Annotated in this window: 16 protein-coding genes; 10 read left to right on the forward strand and 6 right to left on the reverse strand. The window is 51.9% G+C overall.

Annotated features, from left to right (window positions below):
- Nucleotides 1–404: 404 nt before the first annotated feature.
- Together NSU18_RS21930 and NSU18_RS21935 are read right to left on the reverse strand one after the other, a co-directional pair.
- Entirely contained in the window at nucleotides 405–953 is a 549-nt protein-coding gene (locus NSU18_RS21930) for a GNAT family N-acetyltransferase (RefSeq protein WP_341150047.1), read from the reverse strand.
- 42 nt (nucleotides 954–995) lie between these two features.
- Entirely contained in the window at nucleotides 996–1,241 is a 246-nt protein-coding gene (locus NSU18_RS21935) for a DUF2164 domain-containing protein (RefSeq protein ID WP_036690395.1), read from the reverse strand.
- 284 nt (nucleotides 1,242–1,525) lie between these two features.
- Between NSU18_RS21935 and NSU18_RS21940 the strand changes: the two genes are divergently transcribed.
- Nucleotides 1,526–3,229, forward strand: coding sequence for a glutamine--tRNA ligase/YqeY domain fusion protein (locus tag NSU18_RS21940; RefSeq protein ID WP_341018544.1), 1,704 nt, complete (start codon nucleotides 1,526–1,528; stop codon nucleotides 3,227–3,229).
- 62 nt (nucleotides 3,230–3,291) lie between these two features.
- On the opposite strand, the gene NSU18_RS21945 is transcribed toward NSU18_RS21940, so the two are convergent.
- The gene (locus NSU18_RS21945) at nucleotides 3,292–4,518 is read right to left on the reverse strand and encodes an MFS transporter (RefSeq protein ID WP_341150048.1); all 1,227 of its coding nucleotides are present in this window, start codon (nucleotides 4,516–4,518) and stop codon (nucleotides 3,292–3,294) included.
- A gap of 231 nt (nucleotides 4,519–4,749) precedes the next feature.
- Here NSU18_RS21945 and NSU18_RS21950 point away from each other — a divergent pair, with 231 nt between their 5' ends.
- From NSU18_RS21950 to NSU18_RS21960, 3 genes are read left to right on the forward strand one after another with little or no spacing between them, the layout of a single operon-like run.
- The gene (locus NSU18_RS21950) at nucleotides 4,750–6,615 is read left to right on the forward strand and encodes an ABC transporter ATP-binding protein (protein ID WP_341150049.1); all 1,866 of its coding nucleotides are present in this window, start codon (nucleotides 4,750–4,752) and stop codon (nucleotides 6,613–6,615) included.
- On the forward strand, nucleotides 6,545–7,216 hold the full coding sequence (locus NSU18_RS21955; protein WP_341150050.1) for a response regulator transcription factor: 672 nt from the start codon (nucleotides 6,545–6,547) through the stop codon (nucleotides 7,214–7,216). Before NSU18_RS21950 ends, NSU18_RS21955 begins: the two co-directional genes overlap by 71 nt.
- A 2-nt stretch (nucleotides 7,217–7,218) precedes the next feature.
- A complete protein-coding gene (locus tag NSU18_RS21960; RefSeq protein ID WP_341150051.1) occupies nucleotides 7,219–8,286 on the forward strand; it encodes a sensor histidine kinase in 1,068 nt (355 codons plus the stop codon).
- A 173-nt stretch (nucleotides 8,287–8,459) separates the two neighbouring features.
- Here the strand turns inward: NSU18_RS21960 and NSU18_RS21965 are convergent, their stop codons facing one another.
- A complete protein-coding gene (locus tag NSU18_RS21965) occupies nucleotides 8,460–9,962 on the reverse strand; it encodes an aminotransferase-like domain-containing protein (RefSeq protein WP_341151081.1) in 1,503 nt (500 codons plus the stop codon).
- Nucleotides 9,963–10,532: 570 nt separating this feature from the next.
- Here NSU18_RS21965 and NSU18_RS21970 point away from each other — a divergent pair.
- On the forward strand, nucleotides 10,533–11,150 hold the full coding sequence (locus NSU18_RS21970; protein WP_341150052.1) for a LysE/ArgO family amino acid transporter: 618 nt from the start codon (nucleotides 10,533–10,535) through the stop codon (nucleotides 11,148–11,150).
- 14 nt (nucleotides 11,151–11,164) lie between these two features.
- Here NSU18_RS21970 and NSU18_RS21975 read toward each other — a convergent pair whose 3' ends face one another.
- Nucleotides 11,165–11,542 carry a hypothetical protein gene (locus tag NSU18_RS21975; protein ID WP_341150053.1) on the reverse strand — a complete coding sequence of 126 codons (378 nt, stop codon included), beginning with the start codon at nucleotides 11,540–11,542 and terminating at the stop codon, nucleotides 11,165–11,167.
- Between the two features lie 250 nt (nucleotides 11,543–11,792).
- Between NSU18_RS21975 and NSU18_RS21980 the strand changes: the two genes are divergently transcribed.
- From NSU18_RS21980 to NSU18_RS21995, 4 genes are all read left to right on the forward strand, one after another.
- Nucleotides 11,793–13,187, forward strand: coding sequence for a helix-turn-helix domain-containing protein (locus NSU18_RS21980; RefSeq protein WP_341016099.1), 1,395 nt, complete (start codon nucleotides 11,793–11,795; stop codon nucleotides 13,185–13,187).
- Between the two features lie 318 nt (nucleotides 13,188–13,505).
- Entirely contained in the window at nucleotides 13,506–13,685 is a 180-nt protein-coding gene (locus NSU18_RS21985) for an aspartyl-phosphate phosphatase Spo0E family protein (protein ID WP_341016100.1), read from the forward strand.
- Between the two features lie 75 nt (nucleotides 13,686–13,760).
- Nucleotides 13,761–15,083 (forward strand): helix-turn-helix transcriptional regulator, encoded by a 1,323-nt coding sequence (locus NSU18_RS21990; RefSeq protein WP_341016101.1) that lies wholly within the window; start codon nucleotides 13,761–13,763, stop codon nucleotides 15,081–15,083.
- A 208-nt stretch (nucleotides 15,084–15,291) separates the two neighbouring features.
- Entirely contained in the window at nucleotides 15,292–15,873 is a 582-nt protein-coding gene (locus tag NSU18_RS21995; protein WP_341150054.1) for a hypothetical protein, read from the forward strand.
- An 80-nt stretch (nucleotides 15,874–15,953) separates the two neighbouring features.
- On the opposite strand, the gene moaA is transcribed toward NSU18_RS21995, so the two are convergent.
- On the reverse strand, nucleotides 15,954–16,955 hold the full coding sequence (gene moaA / locus NSU18_RS22000) for a GTP 3',8-cyclase MoaA (RefSeq protein ID WP_341150055.1): 1,002 nt from the start codon (nucleotides 16,953–16,955) through the stop codon (nucleotides 15,954–15,956).
- Nucleotides 16,956–17,281: 326 nt separating this feature from the next.
- Here moaA and NSU18_RS22005 point away from each other — a divergent pair, with 326 nt between their 5' ends.
- Nucleotides 17,282–17,977 (forward strand): TorD/DmsD family molecular chaperone, encoded by a 696-nt coding sequence (locus tag NSU18_RS22005; protein WP_341150056.1) that lies wholly within the window; start codon nucleotides 17,282–17,284, stop codon nucleotides 17,975–17,977.
- The last annotated feature ends 290 nt before the right edge of the window (nucleotides 17,978–18,267 follow it).

Here is an 18,267-nt window from a genome sequence, read left to right on the forward strand (position 1 = left end):
ATTCGTCCCTCTCCACTCCACACCTGCACATGCCACTCTGCCGCTCCGCCGCCCTCAACCCGCCTTTCAAGTAAATAAGTGGAAAAACGTATCTTAACTCGCCTACTTCTGGCAAATAACCGAAAACAAGTGGAAAAAGAGCAACTAAAATAGTTAGTTTGAGCTCTGTTAGACGAAATGTGTTCACTTAAGTGTTGATTATCCAACTATTGTTCGCACCCAGGCAAATCGTTCTTCAGCAAGTGCACAAAATCCAACTACTTCCGGTTAGCGCACAGCTTGCCATTTATGCTCTATAGCTGTTCTTGTTGCTCTGCCTTATACATGTCCGTGATAGCTGAAACGAAGCCGTCCCTTGACAGGACGGCTTCGCTGCCCCGCAGGGCATGGACCGGAATCTCCGTTCAGCCCAACAGCTTCCATTCGCTGCGCAGCAGGCCGTACACTGCGTGGTTCACATAACCGGCAGGCAGCTTCTCGGCATGGCGGATAACCCCTTCGAAGATGAAACCCAGCCGCTGCGGGATCGCTCGGCTGGCCAGGTTACCTGTAGCGCAACGGATCTCGATGCGGTTCAGCTCAAGCTCCAGCAGGGCGTAATCAACAAAGACCCGGCAGGCGCTGGTCATATAGCCTTGTCCCTCATAGCCTTCGCCCAGCCAGTAGCCGATGCCGACCGAGCGGTTATGCCAGTCAATCTCGTGATAGCCGATAATTCCGGCGAGTTCCTCCCGGACCCATAGTCCGGCGGTGAAGCCGCCGTTATCAATGCCCTGCTTCACAGAGTTCTTGATGAACGTGGTAAGATGAGCCTGCTCGGTCACGCCATCCACCCAAGGCAGCCACTGCCTGAGCCGGTGGCGGGAGCGTTCCACCAGGGCGAACATCTGACGGGCATGCTCCGGCATGAGCAGCTTCAGCTTCAGCTCTTCATCTATGACATAATTAAACATGCGGCTGCCCCCTATGCGTTGTGAGATATAAGCTTCGCTGAACTAACGCTTCTGCCACTCCAAGGCGTAGATGTCTTCCTCGAGGGCCTGCATGCGCTGGAGGGCAAGCGTGCGGCAGTCACTAAGCGCCCCGTTATAGATCGCCGGCCCCAGCTCCTTCAGGAAGAACTCCAACAGATTGTCTGCGGCCAGGTGGCCGATCGTTTCCCCGCGCTCCGCCTCGAAGTAGGCACGGATATTCTCCGTAATCATCTCCCGCTGCTCTTTAGGCAGTTTTACCGGCTGCATAAGCATCCCCCTTTAGCGTAATATTCCTATATTTATCATGCTACTCCATCGCCGGGAGAGAAGTCAAAGGATGCGGGGGCTGCTTCTTAACTTTTAAAATATAAGAATTTATATGTTTCACACGATAAATTATCCTTCTATTTCTCGCTGAAGCGGTACCGTCCTTTAAAAGGACGGCACCTGCCGCTTCCACTTGTTGAACATTCCCTGCTTAACGGGTATATTAGTAGGAAACATGTTCATACAAGGAAGTAGTTATATTACAGAATGAAAGGTTGATCAATGTGGAGAACCAGGGTACACCCTCCAATTTCATTAAGAACGTCATTACCGAAGATCTCCGCTCGGGTAAGGTAAAGGAAGTCGTCACCCGCTTTCCGCCGGAGCCGAACGGTTATTTACATATCGGACATGCCAAGGCGATCTGGATTAACTTCACGCTGGCGGATGAGTTCGGCGGCAAGACCCATCTGAGATTCGATGACACGAATCCGCTCAAGGAAGATACCGAATACGTCAACTCCATCCAGGAGGATGTGAAATGGCTCGGGTATGAATGGGAGGAGCTGCGGTTCGCCTCGGATTATTTCGGAGAGATGTATGCGCGGGCTGAACTGCTAATCAAGAAGGGCAAGGCCTATGTCGATGATCTCAGCGCCGAGCAGATCCGTGAATTCCGGGGCACGCTGACGGAGCCGGGGCAGAACAGCCCTTACCGCGAACGCGGGATAGAAGAGAACCTTGATCTGTTCCACCGCATGAAGGCGGGAGAATTCAAGGACGGCGAGAAGGTTCTGCGCGCCAAAATTGACATGTCCTCTCCTAACATCAATCTGCGTGACCCGGTCATCTACCGGATCTCCCACTCCCATCACCATAATACGGGTGACGCATGGTGCATTTATCCGATGTATACCTTCGCACATCCGCTGGAGGATGCCATAGAGCATGTCACCCATTCCCTCTGTTCCCTGGAGTTCGAGGATCAGCGCCCCTTCTATGACTGGGTTGTGGCGGAATGTGAGATGGAGGCTGCACCGCATCAATATGAATTCGGACGCCTTAATCTGGCACAGACGGTTACGAGCAAGCGCAAGCTGAAGCTGCTGGTCGATGAAGGCCATGTGGACGGCTGGGATGATCCCCGCATGCCGACGATCTCCGGGCTGCGCCGACGCGGCTATACGCCGGAGGCCATTCGCAGCTTCGTGCATGAGACCGGCATCTCGAAGAGCCAGGGGCTCGTGGACCTGCAGATGCTGGAGCACTTCATCCGTGAAGATCTCAAGCTGACGGTTCCCCGGACGATGTCTGTGCTGCGGCCGCTTAAGGTGGTTATTACGAATTATCCCGAAGGCGAGACCGAATACTTCGAAATTGAGAACAATGTGGAGAACCCGGAGATGGGCAACCGCCAGATTCCGTTCTCCCGTGAGATCTATATTGAACGCGATGACTTCATGGAGGTTCCGCCGAATAAGTATTTCCGCTTGTTCCCCGGCAATGAAGTGCGTCTTAAGAATGCTTATTTCATCAAGTGCAACGACTTCATCAAGGATGAGAACGGCGAAGTGGTGGAGCTGCATTGTACCTATGATCCTGAGACGAAGAGCGGCAGCGGGTTCACCGGCCGCAAGGTTAAGGGAACGCTGCACTGGGTAGATGCAGGACAGGCTGTACCGGCAGAATTCCGCCTCTATGAGCCGCTGATCTCTGCTGAAGAGGCGGAGACGGATGCCGAAGTAGAAGGTCTGGAACCTTCTGCTGACAAGCCGGAGCCAACCTTCCTGGATCAGCTGAATCCGAAGTCCATCGAGATCCTGCAGGGCTTCGTGGAGCCTGGGCTGAAGGACAGTGTGGCACAGGACAAGTTCCAGTTCTTCCGTCACGGGTACTTCAACGTAGACAGCAAGTATTCGTCGCCGGAGCACCTGGTGTTCAATCTGATTGTATCCCTCAAAAGCTCCTTCCAGCCCAAGAAAGGCTAGAAGAGCTGCATATAAGCAAACAGGCTTGGTCTCCCGCCGGGAGGCCAAGCCTGTTTGCTATGCTAGTCTTCTGCCAGCTCATCCTCGGGATCAGCCGGAGGACGGTAGCTGCCGCGAATGACAGTGAACCACATCATTCCGAAGCCGATCGCCCCGAACAGGGCAAGGAGCGCACCGGATTGATACATCGTCTGCGCGCCGAGAGTCTGATACATCCAGCCGCCGAGAACGCCGCCGAGAATGCCGGAGATCCCGCTCCAGGTGAGCGTGTAGAGAGCCTGTCCCGAGGAACGGTAAGGCCGTGGTACCAGCAGCATGGTCAACTGGGTTCCGACATAGAAGAAGCCGCCGAAGGTGATGGAGTGCAGCACCTGAATAAGTGCGACCTGCAGCGGAGTCGTTGCATCGGCCATCAGCCACCACCGCAGGAAGAACAGCGCGCTGACCAGCGTGAGCGAGGCTAACAGGACAGAGATTTTGCGCCGTAGAATGTAATTGCACAGGAGCAGCACCCCCATCTCCAGGATGGAGGACAGGAACACTGCGAGACCGATCATGGTCTTGCTTCCGCCCAGCTCCGTGATGTACAGTGACACAAAGGTGTTATTCATCGTATTCGGAATCGAGACCAGAATGCCGAAGAGGATGAAGCACAGGAAGAACGGATTATGGAAGATTTGGCTCATTCCCTTGAAGGGCAAGGGGGCGATTCCGATCGAATGGTCCAGCTTCGGCAGCATAATCAGTGCAATCATCGCCGCACAGAGCAAGGAGGCGAACAGATAGGACAGCACAGAGATGCCGGCCCATTCAATCACGGGACCGGCAAGGATGGCAGTGAACGCCCAGCCAAGCGACCCCCATAGCCGGAAAGAGCTGAATTTGCGGCGGGTTCCGTCAATATAGCTGAGAATCATCGTGTTGCTCTGGGCGAACAGTGGCCCTTGGAAGAAGTAGAAGAACAGAATGGATATGTAGATCATTTCATATGTATTGGCCTGAAAGACAAGCTGGGACAAGACCAGCGTTCCTGTCAGCATGACGAGGACAATCCTCCGGATATTCTGATACCGGTCACTCCAGATGCCCCAGAAGGGATTGGCAACAATGGAGACCAGTGCGCCTACAGACATCAGGCTCCCGATCTCCAGCTTATTCATTCCTACATCCTGAAGATATAAGGGAAAGAAGCTGGTGAAGAGGACAACCGTTCCATATACGAAGAAGTTGAACCATTTCAGAGAGGTGAAAGACAGCTGCTTATCGAGATGATCCCGCAAACTTTGCACTCCTTTCCCGTTAGGATGCCCTGTATTCTTGCTGTGGCCGCCTTAGGTTGCCGCTGATATCACTGTAACATTTGTTGAAAAGGGATACAAACCAACTTTTATAGGGAATTACAAATCAATGGCAAAATATCTGTTTAACTTCAGTTTACATAGGCCAGTTATTCTGGGTTCTAAGGCGGAGGCGGGGCCCCACTGCTCCAACCATCTATCTGCCGGAAAAGGGGATTTCTTATGAAAAACAAGCAAGCACCGCAGAAACAGGGGGCGGCCATGAAGCCGTTCCTGAAGCTGCTGCATGAAACCAAGCCATCTTACCTGCTGCTGGCGCTGGCCCTTGGCCTCAGCATCATTTCGACCCTCGTCGGTCTGGTGATTCCCATGTTCACGAAGAATCTGGTGGACGGCTTCTCGCTGGCTTCTGTCAGCAAGCTGCAGATTGCCGGCATTGCCGGAGCGTTCATTGCGCAGACCGTGGCCGGCGGAGTCTCGATTTACCTTTTGAATGCTGTCGGGCAAAAAGTCGTGGCCGGACTGCGTGACAGGCTGTGGCGCAAATTTCTGGTACTGCCCGTATCCTACTATAATGAGAACCGGACAGGCGAGAGCGTCAGCCGGATGACTAATGATACAGGAATTCTCAAGACACTGATCTCGGAGCATCTGGCCAGTCTGTTCACCGGTCTCATCTCTATTGTCGGCTCTGTCCTTGTGCTGTTCTATCTGAACTGGAAAATGACGCTGGTGCTGTTCACAGTCCTTCCGTTGTCGGCACTGATTCTGGTGCCGCTGGGACGGCAGATGTACAAGATCTCCAAGGGCACGCAGGACGAGACAGCCTCCTTCACCGCTGTGCTCAGCGGCGTGTTGTCCGAGATCCGGCTGGTGAAATCCTCGGGAGCGGAGCAGAAGGAGTATGAAGCCGGACGGCAAGGAATTATGAACCTGCTGGGCTTCGGAATTCGTGAGGGCAAAATCAGCGCCCTGATCAGCCCGCTGATCTCTTTCGTCTTCATGATGCTGCTGGTGGTTATTATCGGCTATGGCGGGATGCTGGTATCCTCCGGGGCGCTCACTGCCGGTGAACTGGTCGCCTTTATTCTGTATCTGATTCAGATTATTATGCCGCTGACACAGCTGACGCAATTCTTCACCCAGCTCCAGAAGGCCAAGGGTGCCTCCGAGCGGATCATTGAGACCCTTGAAGCAGAGGAAGAGGTATATGAAGGTGTGGAAGAGGCTGAGGGCACAGAGGGGCCAATTGCTGTGGAAGATCTCAGCTTCGGATACAAGGCGGGGGAGAAGGTCCTGAGCAAGGTAAGCTTCACTATGCAGCCGGGGCAGGTGACAGCCATTGTCGGGCCGAGCGGCGGCGGTAAAACAACTCTGTTCTCGCTGCTGGAACGGTTCTATGAGCCGCAGAGCGGAGTCATCCGGCTGGACGGCAAACCGGCACCCGTGTTCTCCCTGAAATCCTGGCGGAAGAGAATCGGTTATGTCTCACAGGAAAGTCCGCTGCTAGCCGGTACCATTGCCGAGAATCTAGGATATGGGCTGGACCGCGAGATCAGCCAGGAGGAGCTGAAGCGGGCTGCGGCCATGGCCTACGCTGACGGCTTCATTGAAGAGCTGCCGGACGGGTACAACACGGATGTCGGGGAGCGCGGGGTGAAGCTGTCCGGCGGACAGCGGCAGCGGATTGCCATCGCCAGAGCGCTGCTGCGCGATCCAAAGATTCTCATGCTGGATGAGGCTACCTCAAGCCTGGACAGCCAGTCGGAGGCTGTGGTGCAGAAGGCACTGGGCAATCTGATGCAGGGCCGGACCACGATTGTGATCGCCCACAGATTAGCTACGGTGGTGAACGCGGACCAGATTATTTTCATGGAGAAGGGCCGGATTACCGGCAAGGGCACGCATGAGGAGCTGCTGAGGGATCATGAGCTGTACCGTGAGTTCGCCGAGCAGCAGCTGCAGCTGAACACACCTGAGCTTCTGAGCCAAGAGATAGAGGAGGGTTCTACAGACTATGGTCAAAATATTGGTAGTGGACGACGATCCGCATATCCGCGAATTGGTGGGAGTGTTCCTGAGAGCTGAAGGGATGGCCGAGGTGCTGAGCGCTTCTGACGGACTGGAGGCGCTGCGGCTGCTCGAAGAGAGCGCGGCGGATATGGCAATCATTGATATTATGATGCCGAATATGGACGGCTGGGAGCTGTGCCGGGAGCTGCGCAAGCAATATGATTTTCCGATACTAATGTTGACGGCCAAAGGGGAGACCTCGCAGATTGTCAAAGGCTTCGAGCTCGGCACAGACGATTATCTGGTCAAACCGTTCGAACCGCCGGTACTGATCGCCAGGGTCAAGGCGCTGCTGAAGCGTTACCAGATTTCGGCCGCCCAGAGTGTTACCGTTGGCAGTCTGCGGATGAACCGTACAACCTATGAAGTGCTTTCTGAGCATGGCAGTTTCACGCTGCCGCTGAAGGAATTCGAGCTGCTCTTTAAGCTGGCCAGTTACCGGGGGCAGACGCTGACCCGCGACCGGCTCATTGAAGAGATCTGGGGCTATGATTATGAAGGCAATGAGCGGACGCTGGATGTACATGTGGGCCGTCTGCGTGAGCGGTTTCCGCAGGAGCGGTTCGGATTCTCCATTCGCACGATCCGGGGGCTTGGCTACCGGCTGGAGGGATAGGCATGAAGCGCAGAATCATGAAGATATGGGAGAAAATCGGTATAGTTGGACCTATAGCCGGAATGTTGATTATGCTCTATATCTCCTGGAACGGGAGCTATTTCGGATCTAGACTGCTGGTCCGTCATTTCGGCTGGTCCTTCTCTGAATACGGGTATCACCTGTTTGTGATGGCGATGCAGATTATCATCTTTTTCGTCAGCGGGGCGATTATTGCCTTCGCTACACGCGGCAAGGATCAGAACTTCTATAGGCCGATCCTTACGGCTATGCGGCAGATTTCGCAGGGCGATTTCAAGATTGAACTGGAGAACAGCGGCCAGTACCGCCAGTTCGGCGGGATTGTGGAAGGAATCAACGAAATGGCGAGTGAGCTAAGCCGGATGGAGCTGATGCGGCAGGACTTCATCGCAAGCGTATCCCATGAGATCCAGTCCCCGCTGACCTCGATCCGCGGGTTCGCTGCTGCGCTGCAAGAGGAGAACCTCAGTCCGGATATCCGCAAGCATTACCTGGATATCATTGAAGCGGAGAGCCGCCGTCTGTCCGGCCTGAGCGACAATCTGTTGAAGCTGTCCGTGCTGGACGCGGAGAGCTTCCCGTTCGAGCAGAAGCCATATAGGCTGGATAAGCAGGTGCAGGCGATGATCCTGGCCGCAGAGCCGCAGTGGCTTGGCAAGGAGATTGAGGTAGAGGCAGAGCTTCAGGAGACCACCGTGAGCGCGGTACAGGATCTGCTGAGCCAGGTATGGACTAACCTGCTGCATAACAGCATCAAGTTCACCCCGCAGGGCGGACGGATCACCGTCTTTGTGAGCAGCAAGGAGGAATGGGTGGAGGTGGAGGTCAGGGACAGCGGGATCGGCATGACCGAAGAGGAGCTGGAGCGGATCTTCGAACGGTTCTACAAGGCGGACAAGTCCAGAAGCGTCAGCAGCGGAAGCGGAAGCGGTCTGGGCCTCCCGCTCGTGAAGAAGATCGTGGAGCTCCACGAAGGCAGCGTACACGTAACGAGCCGTCCCGGAGAGGGGACGGCCTTCATCGTGCGTCTGCCGCAGCAGAGCAGATGAACCTGCCGTTGATGCGGAGGGTCCGCCCCGGCAACCCAGTCCGGGCTTTCAACGGCCAGGCGTCTGAACAGTGCAGCCCCTAACCATGACACACAGATGATGTTGTCAGGGTTAGGGGTTATTTGCGCATCCATATCCGCTTGAGAGACGATAGACGGCTGCGTTGCCTCCAGTCACAGTCCCCGCCGGATCAGCTCTGCCAGCAGGGGGAGACCCTGCTCCAGTTCAGCCGCTGAGGCATAAGCATAGGACAGCCTGAGATGCCTGACGTCGCTGCGGTCATACAAATCGCCTGTATTCAGCAGCAGTCCGGCACTTAGCGCTGCGCTGAACAGCTTGCGCGGAGGGACAGCCTGGTGGAGAGACAGCCAGATATAGAAGCCCCCTGCCGGCACATTCCAGGTTGCCAGTCCGGTCCAATGGAGCTGCAGCAGCTCAAGCATGTGGCTGCGGCGCGCGCGCAGTCTGCTGCGCAGCACCTGCAGGTGCTCCTCGTGATAGCCCCCCGTAAGCCAACTGGCGGCCGCAAGCTGAGACAGGGAGCTTGCACCGTAATCACTCTGCATCTTGATGTCGGCCAGCCGCCGGACGACCGGCTCAGGGCCTACAATCCAGCCGATGCGCAGCCCGGGACTGACGGCCTTGGACAGGGTGCCGAGATGCAGAACCCGCCCCTCCTGATCCAGCGCCTTCAGCGGCGGCGGAGGCGGAACGTCCAGCCATAATTCCTGGTAGGCCCCATCCTCCAGAATGGGCAGCCCGAGTCGGCCTGTGACCTCCATCAGCTCCCGGCGGCGTCCGGCATCCATCAAGATCCCTGTAGGGTTATGAAAAGAAGGGATGCTGTACAGCATCGCGGCCTTACTGCGGACCGCTTCGGCGGCAAGCTGCTCCGGGATCAGACCACGCTCATCCATAGGCAGTCCGCTGAACTTCACCCCCGCAGACTGAAAGGCATGAATCGAATACAGATAAGACGGCTTCTCCAGCAGAATAGATGAGCCGCGCGGCAGCAGCCCGAGGGCAATGAGCTGAAGCCCCTGAAGGGCGCCGGAGGTAATCAGAATGGAGTCCGGTCCGGCGGTAATGCCGCTCCGGGCCAGTAACCGGCTGACCGCCGCCCGCAGCACCGGATTACCGAGCGGCTCTTCATAGGAGAGCGGAGGAAGAATACGCTGCGCGAGTCCAGCCAGCACCTCATTCATCGCTGCTCCAGGCAGCAGCTCAGGTGCAGGCTCACCGGTCCCGAGCCGAATCAGACCGGGCACATATTCGAGCCGGTTAATGTCCTGCACGGTAGGCAGGTTGGGATAATGAATTCCCTCCTCCACATAATCGTTCCAGTTGCCTGAGTATTGCCGCTCACAGGGCTCCGCTTCCCCGGCTTCTCCGGACTGTCCGGCGGAACCACCGGAAGCCGGGGGCGTTGAACGCACGCCTGTAACTATCGTTCCGCCGCCGCGTCTGCCTTCGATCAGGCCCAGCGCGGTCAGCTGGCCCAGTGCGGTAACCACCGTACTGCGGTTCACTCCGAGCTGACGGCACAGTACCCGCTGCGGGGGCAGACGCATACCGGGAGGCCAGGCCCCGGTGCTGATCTTAGCGAGGAAGTGGGCTGAGATCTGGCCGTGAAGCGGCAGCGGAGAAGCCAGGTCCGGCTTCCAGGTGTCCGTCAGGAAGGAGAGGGTACCAGCTTGCTGCGTTCCAGGAGCTGCGTTCCGGGAAGCTTCCGTATGTACGGATGGGCCGGGCGTGCTTAAGTCTGTTGTAGGGTGGGGCCGTTGAGGTTGGGTCAAGAGTGGGCTCCTTCCGGGCGAATGATGTACAAAAGCGAACAAGCGAACACATTGTGCTTCAGCGCAGGCAAGCGGCCTGAATGTATGCGAAAAACCGAACACATTACGCTCTGCTAAGGTATTCGGGCTCAATGTATGCGAAAAACCAAACACATTACGCTCTGGGAAGCTAATCGGGCTCAATGTATGCGAAAAACCGAACACATTGCCCCCTCACAGCCGCTACTGACTAACATTATCTCTCATTTCGTTCTCTCTTTCTCGTTCCTTCTTTCTTCCAGTCTACCATGATTCCTCCTCTTTCATTCGTCTTGGTTGGTATGTGTCGCAGAATTTGGATGGTTACGGCAGCTACTATGGCAGGGTACGATCATTAGGCTATAACCGGAGGAAGTCTGAGAGGCTTGTTTATCTGGAAGCACCACTAGGAAGATATAAGGGGGAAAAGAAATGGTGCAGGCCATTCTACATGGAATGATCCTGGCCTTCGGGCTGATTCTGCCGCTGGGCGTGCAGAATATATTCGTCTTCAACCAAGGGGCACAGCATCCTAGATTCCGCAGTGTAATGCCTGTCGTACTGACGGCAGCGGTATGCGACACACTGCTTATCGCTGCCGCAGTCGGTGGAGTCTCCTTGGTCATTTTATCGCTGCGCTGGGTCACACCTGTTATATATGGTGCGGGCATTCTGTTTCTCGCCTTCATGGGCTGGAGAATCTGGCGCGCTACTCCAGCGAAGGATGAGTCGGGCCGACTCTCGGCGAAGGGACAGATCCTTTATGCGCTGTCCGTATCCCTCCTGAATCCGCATGCATTGCTGGATACGGTGGGTGTGATCGGCACAAGTTCGCTGCAATATGACGGAACAATGCGCTGGGCGTTCGCGGCGGCAACAGTAGCTGTCTCATGGCTCTGGTTCCTGGGTCTTGCCGCCGCGGGCCGCCAGCTCGGCAGGCTGGATGCTTCCGGCAAGGTCATGAAGGGGCTGAATACCGTTTCAGCATTGCTGATCTGGGCAATCGCCGTCTACATGGGAGTTCAGTTGTGGGGGCTGTTGTATGGCTAGAGATTTCCCTCAAATTAGTCTTTACTCAATAGATCTGTTAATTCTTTAGAACTGCTTTCTTTTAATTTCAACATTTTTTCGCTATTACTATCTTTAATCAAAAATCCACTTTTGGATTTAAAATCTAAATAAAGGCTGAATTTCACAACTTCGCTATCCGCGTAAGTAACATTCATTCGATATGTTGGTGGACCCACATCAACAGCCCCGCGTACTTTTTTCACAGTTCTTATAGCATCGCTGAATATTCGAATGCTATCGTTATCAATGTAAGTAGTTTCAGCTGTTTCGGAAATAAGACTGACGCTAATAATCTCAGGCTGTGGTCTGACTAAAATATATGTTAAAACAAGTAATAATAATGAAATTGAAATGATGCTGATTTTTCTCATAAACTTCAACTTCCCCCTTACTGAAAAAAGATGGAGACTGATTAATCAGTTCTCCCATAATAAACAATATTTTCAGCCCTTATCCGTAAAGCCCGGCAAGCCGCTTGCCAAACTGTTTCGATTTCTTCACACTTTCGCGATATTGTTGTTTTATTTGACTCTATTCTATTGAATTTTCAAATCTGATCCCCTACTATTACAGATATAAACATAATGTTCTAAATTCTGGGATGTAGGAGGTGATGTTCCTTTGAAGCCTGCAGTCATGATTCGAGACCAGCTTGCAGATTATTTAACCCAGCATGACATGTCCATTAATCAGTTCGCCATTAGATCCGGTATTAATTCCGGAACACTGAGCCGGATCATTAATGGCCATCAGCCCATTGCCATGAGCCATCTGGAGTTAATCACTGCAGGAATGGGGCTTGGCGAGGATTTTTTTTACAGCTTGTATGTAGAGGAATGCTTCTATTATTCGTCACCGACCTGGCGGCGGCTTCGTCCGTTCATTGTGAAATGTGCGGAACTCGGGCGTACAGATTGTATCGAGCTGCTGGTGCAGAACTTGCTGGATAATCTGACGTATGTCCCCATGCTATACGAGGTTGCGGAAGGCTTGTTCCAGCAGGGCCACTTGGCGGCGGCGGCACTACTCTATGAGAATGTCAGCGCCAGCGAGAAATACCAGTATTCCGAACGCTTGGCTACCTGCCAATACCGCCTGTTCCAGATTGCCCTGGGTGATGATCAGAGCACGAACCTGCGCGCGGCCACGCTGTTCGAGAGCTACATCCCGCGGTTGAATGAGGCGGATCAGCTGGATGGGCTGAAGGATCTAGCCAATGTATATAGCTCGCTTCATAAATGGAACAAAGTCGAACATTTTGCCAATGAATTATACCGAATTGCTTCAATTCAATATAACTTACAATTTTCTTCGAACTGGAATCGGAACACGCTCAGGCATCCAAAAAGGCCAATATATGGTTACATATTATATTCTCATTTGCTAAAGTCTTTGGTTTGTGAAGAAGAAGGGAATTATGCAGAGGCCTTAAAGCTTGTATCCTTGTATGCGGACGGTAGTTGGATAAAAGAGCAAACTGAGGAAGCCGAGCAGACCATTGCTCAATTTCAAGAGTGGGCTACGGCAAACAACTATTTGTACCGTATCATGGATGGTGAGCAAGAAATAATAGCAGAATATGTTGAATATATTTCAACAAGAGAGAGTGAAATTTTCACAGGATTATTCAGGATTATTCAGGCTGCAAATCGTTATGAATGGAATGTTGACCATATTTTATTAAGGTTCGATGAACATCTGCCATTACGAGATTATTCCAACCTGTTTGGTGACTATCATAAACAAGTAACGTTAGACCACTACGCACAGTTTCTAATTGAATTAGCAACTTACTACTTACAGCACAATCGAACTGAAGGGGTCCAGACTGTACTACAGAGTCTTCTGTTCTCTATCCAAATTAACAGTGAATTCAAGATCATTAAATGTATAGATTTATTTGAACAGCACCGTGATAGAGCTAATCACGAACAAAAGAACCAGTACAAAAATTACATTAGTGAGGTGCGAAACCATTATGAGAAGAAAAGGAACACTACTCCTAGTCTTGTGTAGTACAGTATTAATGCTCGTTGCTCCAGTGGCATATGGTGAACCAGTCAATACCAATAATACAGGTAAACTTTCAGTGCTGGTTGAACCAACGGGACATGGACATGGTGGATATTGAGAGAAGTCTCATATCAGCGTTTATTTAAAATAAAATAAGATTAGAATGGACGCTCCAGAGTCGGTGGGGCGTCTTTTTTATGGACAACTCTTATCGCCTCAGAGCTTTGCCAATATATTCACTTTAACAGATAATGCAATCAGTCCAATATTTTGTAGTTTTACATAAAAATCTATAATGTTGCATAAGGAGGCGGGATTCCCATGCATAGTCCAGCAATCGTTAGAATTCGTATAGAGCAAGCTAGAAGTATGCTTCATAAATTACATATTCAATATGGCGGTTTCAATCATCCGGAGGTCTTGCGGCAATCCGTAGTGCTGGATGAGTTGCTCAATGCCTACGATAATGCCTATCGGATGAACAAGCGGCCGCCTGCTTAAGCATTGATCTGGAAAATAACTAAAATTCAAATATAAAATCCAACGGATACGTGTATAAAAAAGGTGGTAACTGAAGTGGAGCATACAGTCAAAATCCGGGACGAGATAGCGGCGTATCTCACAAAACATAAATTGTCTATTAATCAGTTTGCGATTGCCAGCGGAATTCATTCCGGCACACTCAGCCGGGTCATGAAAGGCCAGCAGTCCTTGGCGATGAATCACCTGACCCGCGTGACCAGCGGGATGGGGCTGCCGGAGGATTACTTTTACAGTCAGTATGTGGATGAATGTTTATACGATTCGACACCGACCTGGCGGCGTTTACGGCCGTTCCTGCTGCAATGTGCGGCGTTATCGCGTCTGGATTGTATTGAGCGGGTGGCGCAGAATTTACTGGATAACCTGCTGTATGCACCGCTGCTCTTCGAGGTTGCGGAGGAGTTATTTGAGCAGAAAAACTGGCAGGCCGCAGCATTAATCTACGAAAATGTGGGAGCCAGCGAGAAATACCAGCATTCCGAACGGCTGGCGCTCTGCCAGTATCGGCTCTTCCTGATTAATCTGGGCGATGATCCGCAGAAAAATCTAATCGCTGCTACTTTATTAGAGAATTATGTCGATAAGCTGGACGAAGTCAATCAGTTGGATGCGTTGAAGCAATTGGCGGATATCTATCTTGCGCTTCAGAAATGGGACAAGGTATCTGAGGTTGTAGAAGAAATGCTCCGAGTGGCTTCCGTCCATTATGACCTTCATGGTGAATCAGGCCGTAGGCATAGAGATCATAAGTTATATAAAAGGCCTCTGTACACATATATATTATATGCTCAGCTTATGAGATCCTGTATTTATGAAGAGATTGGAGATTACAAAACTGCACTCGACATGATACCTATATATATGGATCATAGCTGGATACGGGAAGATGACGAAGAAGCATGGCGTATTAAGGCTCAATATATAGAGTGGGGAACGGCTAATACGTATCTTTACCGCTTAATGGATGGGCAGATTGAGGTTCTTGATGCATATGTCGAATACATCGCAAATCACGAAAATGAAATATTCATGGCGCTGTTCAAGATCGTTCAAATGGCTAATCAGTATAAGTGGGACGTGGATCATGTTTTACAGAGATTTGCGGATTACATTCCTTATCGGAAGATTTACAGTATCTTTGGTGAACATAACAAATTCCTCCATGAAAAAAACTACACCCAATTCTGCAGCGAACTGGCAACCTACTATTTATCCCGCAGGCGGTACAAAGGCGATGATGTGATTATGCAAAGCGTAGACTTATCCGCCAAATTAGACAGCGAGCAGCAAGTGATCCGGGGGACCATATCCGTCGATTTCGAGATTGCGATATCGGATGTTCCGAAGTCGGGCTGATGTGTATTCAGGATTGGTTTTAACTATAGATTTTCCTTATATAAAGTCTGAGATCCTTCAAGGAATCTCAGGCTTTATGCGTTGGACAGCATAGAATTATTATAGATTTCCAAAAATGAGATATTATTGAGATCTTAATGAGAACTTTCCCCAATTCGTTTAGACTATGATGGATAAATAGGTTCTGATGTGTGGGGAGGAATTAAGAATGAACTATAAAAGAAGATTATTAGCAAGTGTCGTATTAATAGAAATATTGTTAGTTGGTTGTAGTCGGGTTAGTAACATATCTTCTTCTGATCCAGCCCAGACCGCCAGGCCGCCTGTGACTGAGCTGGTCCAAACCGAAAATGCAGGTAACGATCCAGGAGAGAAGGACAATCCAGAGGAGCAACAAGGTGAACTGTTAAGTTACACCGATGAGCAAAAAAACGAAATCCTTACTGCTGCGAAGAAAGCTGGACTTAGTAAAGTGTACATACCCACAATTGGCTTGGGTGTTGATGACTACCTGCATAGCATTAAGGCCGAAGAAAATGAAGTTAATCTCTCGTTCATTCGTGGTTTAATTACGGAGTCCTCCAGAGAGCTTGAACCGTTACATGAAATTGAAACAACAAGAAAAGTTCAGCTTACTCAAACCATAACGGGAAATTGGATTAAGGAAAAAGGGGACCAGGAGTTTTTATATTTTGAGGTTGATGGAATTTACTTTAGCATGAAATCTGCCAAGGATATTGATCCAGAGGCTTATGAAAAGGCGGTTGCTTCAATGACTGTGTTGGAGTAGCTTAACATTTGAACTATGAATCTGCTCTACTTAAACAGGCCCATGACCTTGTTCATGGGCCTGTTACATTTGTCTGCGTCCTAACCGCCAATCTGCGACATGCGGCGGGCGGTGGGCGTATGGCTCTGGGCTTTGTGCTCCAGGGCCAAGGCCATTTCATGGTTATGCGGCTTGTTGCCGAGCGCCTGGCGGAACAGGGCCTGCACCGCCGCAGGGTCGCTGATCAGCGGGCGCACATTATATTCGTCCTGCCAGTACAGGCAGGCTTTGATGTTGCCGTCGGCGGTCAGGCGCAGCCGGTTGCAATTGTCGCAGAAATGCTCGCTGACCGGATGGATCAGCCCGAAGGTGCCCTTCGCGCCGGTGACACGCCGGTTCTGGGAGGGGCCATTCCCAGAGGGCATGTCGGCCTCCTCAGTGGTCCAGCCAGCTTCCTTGCAAGCCTCTACTACAGTCTCCAGCGGCAGATAGCTCTGCCGCCAGGCATCGCTGGCGCTGCCAATCGGCATGTACTCAATGAAGCGCACATTCAGCGGGCTATTCAAGGTCAAGGCGATGAAATCCTTGATCTCGTCATCGTTAATGCCCTTCATCAGCACGACATTCAGCTTGATCGGGGACAGGTCAGCCGCTTCAGCAGCCTCGATTCCCTTCAGCACCTTGGCGACATCGCCGCCCCGGGTAATCATCGAGAAGCGCTCCGGCCGCAGCGAATCCAGGCTGATGTTCACCCGCGACAGCCCGGCCTGCTTCAGGATAGCCGCTTTGGCTGGAAGCATCAGGCCATTCGTAGTCAATGATATATCATCAATGCCGGGTATGACGGCGATCATAGAGACCAGCTTCTCCAGATCCTTGCGGACCAGCGGCTCGCCCCCGGTTAGCCGGACCTTCCTCAAGCCCAGCGGGGCCAGCGCCTTCACCACAGCGGAAATTTCCTCGTAGCTCATAATCTCGTCCTGCGGCTGGAATTGCATTCCTTCTGCGGGCATACAATAGATACAGCGCAGGTTGCAGCGGTCTGTAACCGAGATACGGAGGTAATCATGTATGCGTCCAAAAGGATCAGTTAGCGGCTCCATAACGTTGCTCCTTCACCTGTTCATTTTAGTTTAAATTTTAAAGAAAGCTTTCCGCTGCGTCAATGCACAAGCGAATAACCTAAAGCATAGGGGGATAGAAGGCCCAAGCAGCATCCTAATTATGACAAAAGTGCGACAATTACCGGGAATGGTCATAGAATGCTCACCGAAAGCGTTTAACATATTCGATATAATTTAGGTGCGGAAGATTCAAACTTTAGATACTTTTACTTTTGCGAAGCACAGCTATGATACCGGAAGGCTCAGGCGGCAATCCCTAAGGATAACCCGGGCACCCGGCAAACTAAGTAGGGAGGATTTGCAAAATGACTATACCAACTGTTCCATCGCTTGTTGTGCCGGAGGCTTGCAGCCGCTGGCTGGAGAGCCGGGGATTAATATATCAGCTTCTGGTGGACTTCTACGGAAGAAAACCGTCTCTCTCCCTGGTCGCCCAGTGGAGCCGTAACCGTGAGATGAGTGTTGCTGCGGAGATGACCGAAGGCGGCCGTGAGTTGAAGCGTTACCTGTGCAGTCAGGAGCCAGCCATGCTCCCGGCCATCTGCGAGAAAGAGAAGCTTGAATACAAACGTCTGATGAATGAACGCGCCGTAAGCTCCTTCGTAGCACGTGAAGCGGCCCAATTGGGCCGTGAGGAAGAATTCTGCAACGTGCTGTCGGATGTGTACGCATCGGCGGGCATTGTCTTCAAGAAGTGCAGCGGTGAAGCTGACGACCATATTGCCATTGAGCTGGAATTCATGGCGGTGATGCACGAGCGGATGCTGTACAACAGCTTCTCCATCCGCAGTGCCATGGAGCTTCTGGAGATTCAGGAGAAGTTCCTCGAAGAGCATCTGCTGAAGTGGACTCCACAATTCTGTGAAAGAATGAACGCTGCCACCGACAGCCCGCTCTATCTGGGGCTCAGCCATATGCTGGAGGAATTCCTGCCGCAGGATCTGCACATGCTGCGTGCCTGGAAGGCTTCGCTGGAGAGCAGCACAGCAGCCATGGCGTAATAAGTACACATACTCAAGGCGCCCTTCCATCAATCGGAAGGGCGCCTTTTTCTGCTCGCGGGGTCTTGAATTTAAGCTTTCACTTTATAGGTTTTGATTGAAAGAAAATACAAAAAGCGTGTAGGATCGGAGGGGGATTTTGGAACTGTAGGAGCGGTAGCGTCCGCCTTTGTCTCCGGATTTCTACCGCAACAAGCGGTACCATCAAGAAATCTGGAGACAACAGCGGCCGGAAGTCCAAATATCCACCGTAGTGACGTCTGAGCTTTACGCTATGTTCTTACGATCAC

Origin of the sequence: Paenibacillus sp. FSL H8-0048 (assembly GCF_038002825.1) — a bacterium.
Lineage (GTDB): Bacteria > Bacillota > Bacilli > Paenibacillales > Paenibacillaceae > Paenibacillus_AQ.

Coding starts and splice junctions, on each gene's coding strand:
- NSU18_RS21930 (WP_341150047.1), bottom strand. CDS start 953: ATGTTTAATTATGTCATAGATGAAGAGCTGAAGCTGAAGCTGCTCATG.
- NSU18_RS21935 (WP_036690395.1), bottom strand. CDS start 1,241: ATGCAGCCGGTAAAACTGCCTAAAGAGCAGCGGGAGATGATTACGGAG.
- NSU18_RS21950 (WP_341150049.1), top strand. CDS start 4,750: ATGAAAAACAAGCAAGCACCGCAGAAACAGGGGGCGGCCATGAAGCCG.
- NSU18_RS21955 (WP_341150050.1), top strand. CDS start 6,545: ATGGTCAAAATATTGGTAGTGGACGACGATCCGCATATCCGCGAATTG.
- NSU18_RS21960 (WP_341150051.1), top strand. CDS start 7,219: ATGAAGCGCAGAATCATGAAGATATGGGAGAAAATCGGTATAGTTGGA.
- NSU18_RS21970 (WP_341150052.1), top strand. CDS start 10,533: ATGGTGCAGGCCATTCTACATGGAATGATCCTGGCCTTCGGGCTGATT.
- NSU18_RS21975 (WP_341150053.1), bottom strand. CDS start 11,542: ATGAGAAAAATCAGCATCATTTCAATTTCATTATTATTACTTGTTTTA.
- NSU18_RS21985 (WP_341016100.1), top strand. CDS start 13,506: ATGCATAGTCCAGCAATCGTTAGAATTCGTATAGAGCAAGCTAGAAGT.
- NSU18_RS21995 (WP_341150054.1), top strand. CDS start 15,292: ATGAACTATAAAAGAAGATTATTAGCAAGTGTCGTATTAATAGAAATA.
- moaA (WP_341150055.1), bottom strand. CDS start 16,955: ATGGAGCCGCTAACTGATCCTTTTGGACGCATACATGATTACCTCCGT.
- NSU18_RS22005 (WP_341150056.1), top strand. CDS start 17,282: ATGACTATACCAACTGTTCCATCGCTTGTTGTGCCGGAGGCTTGCAGC.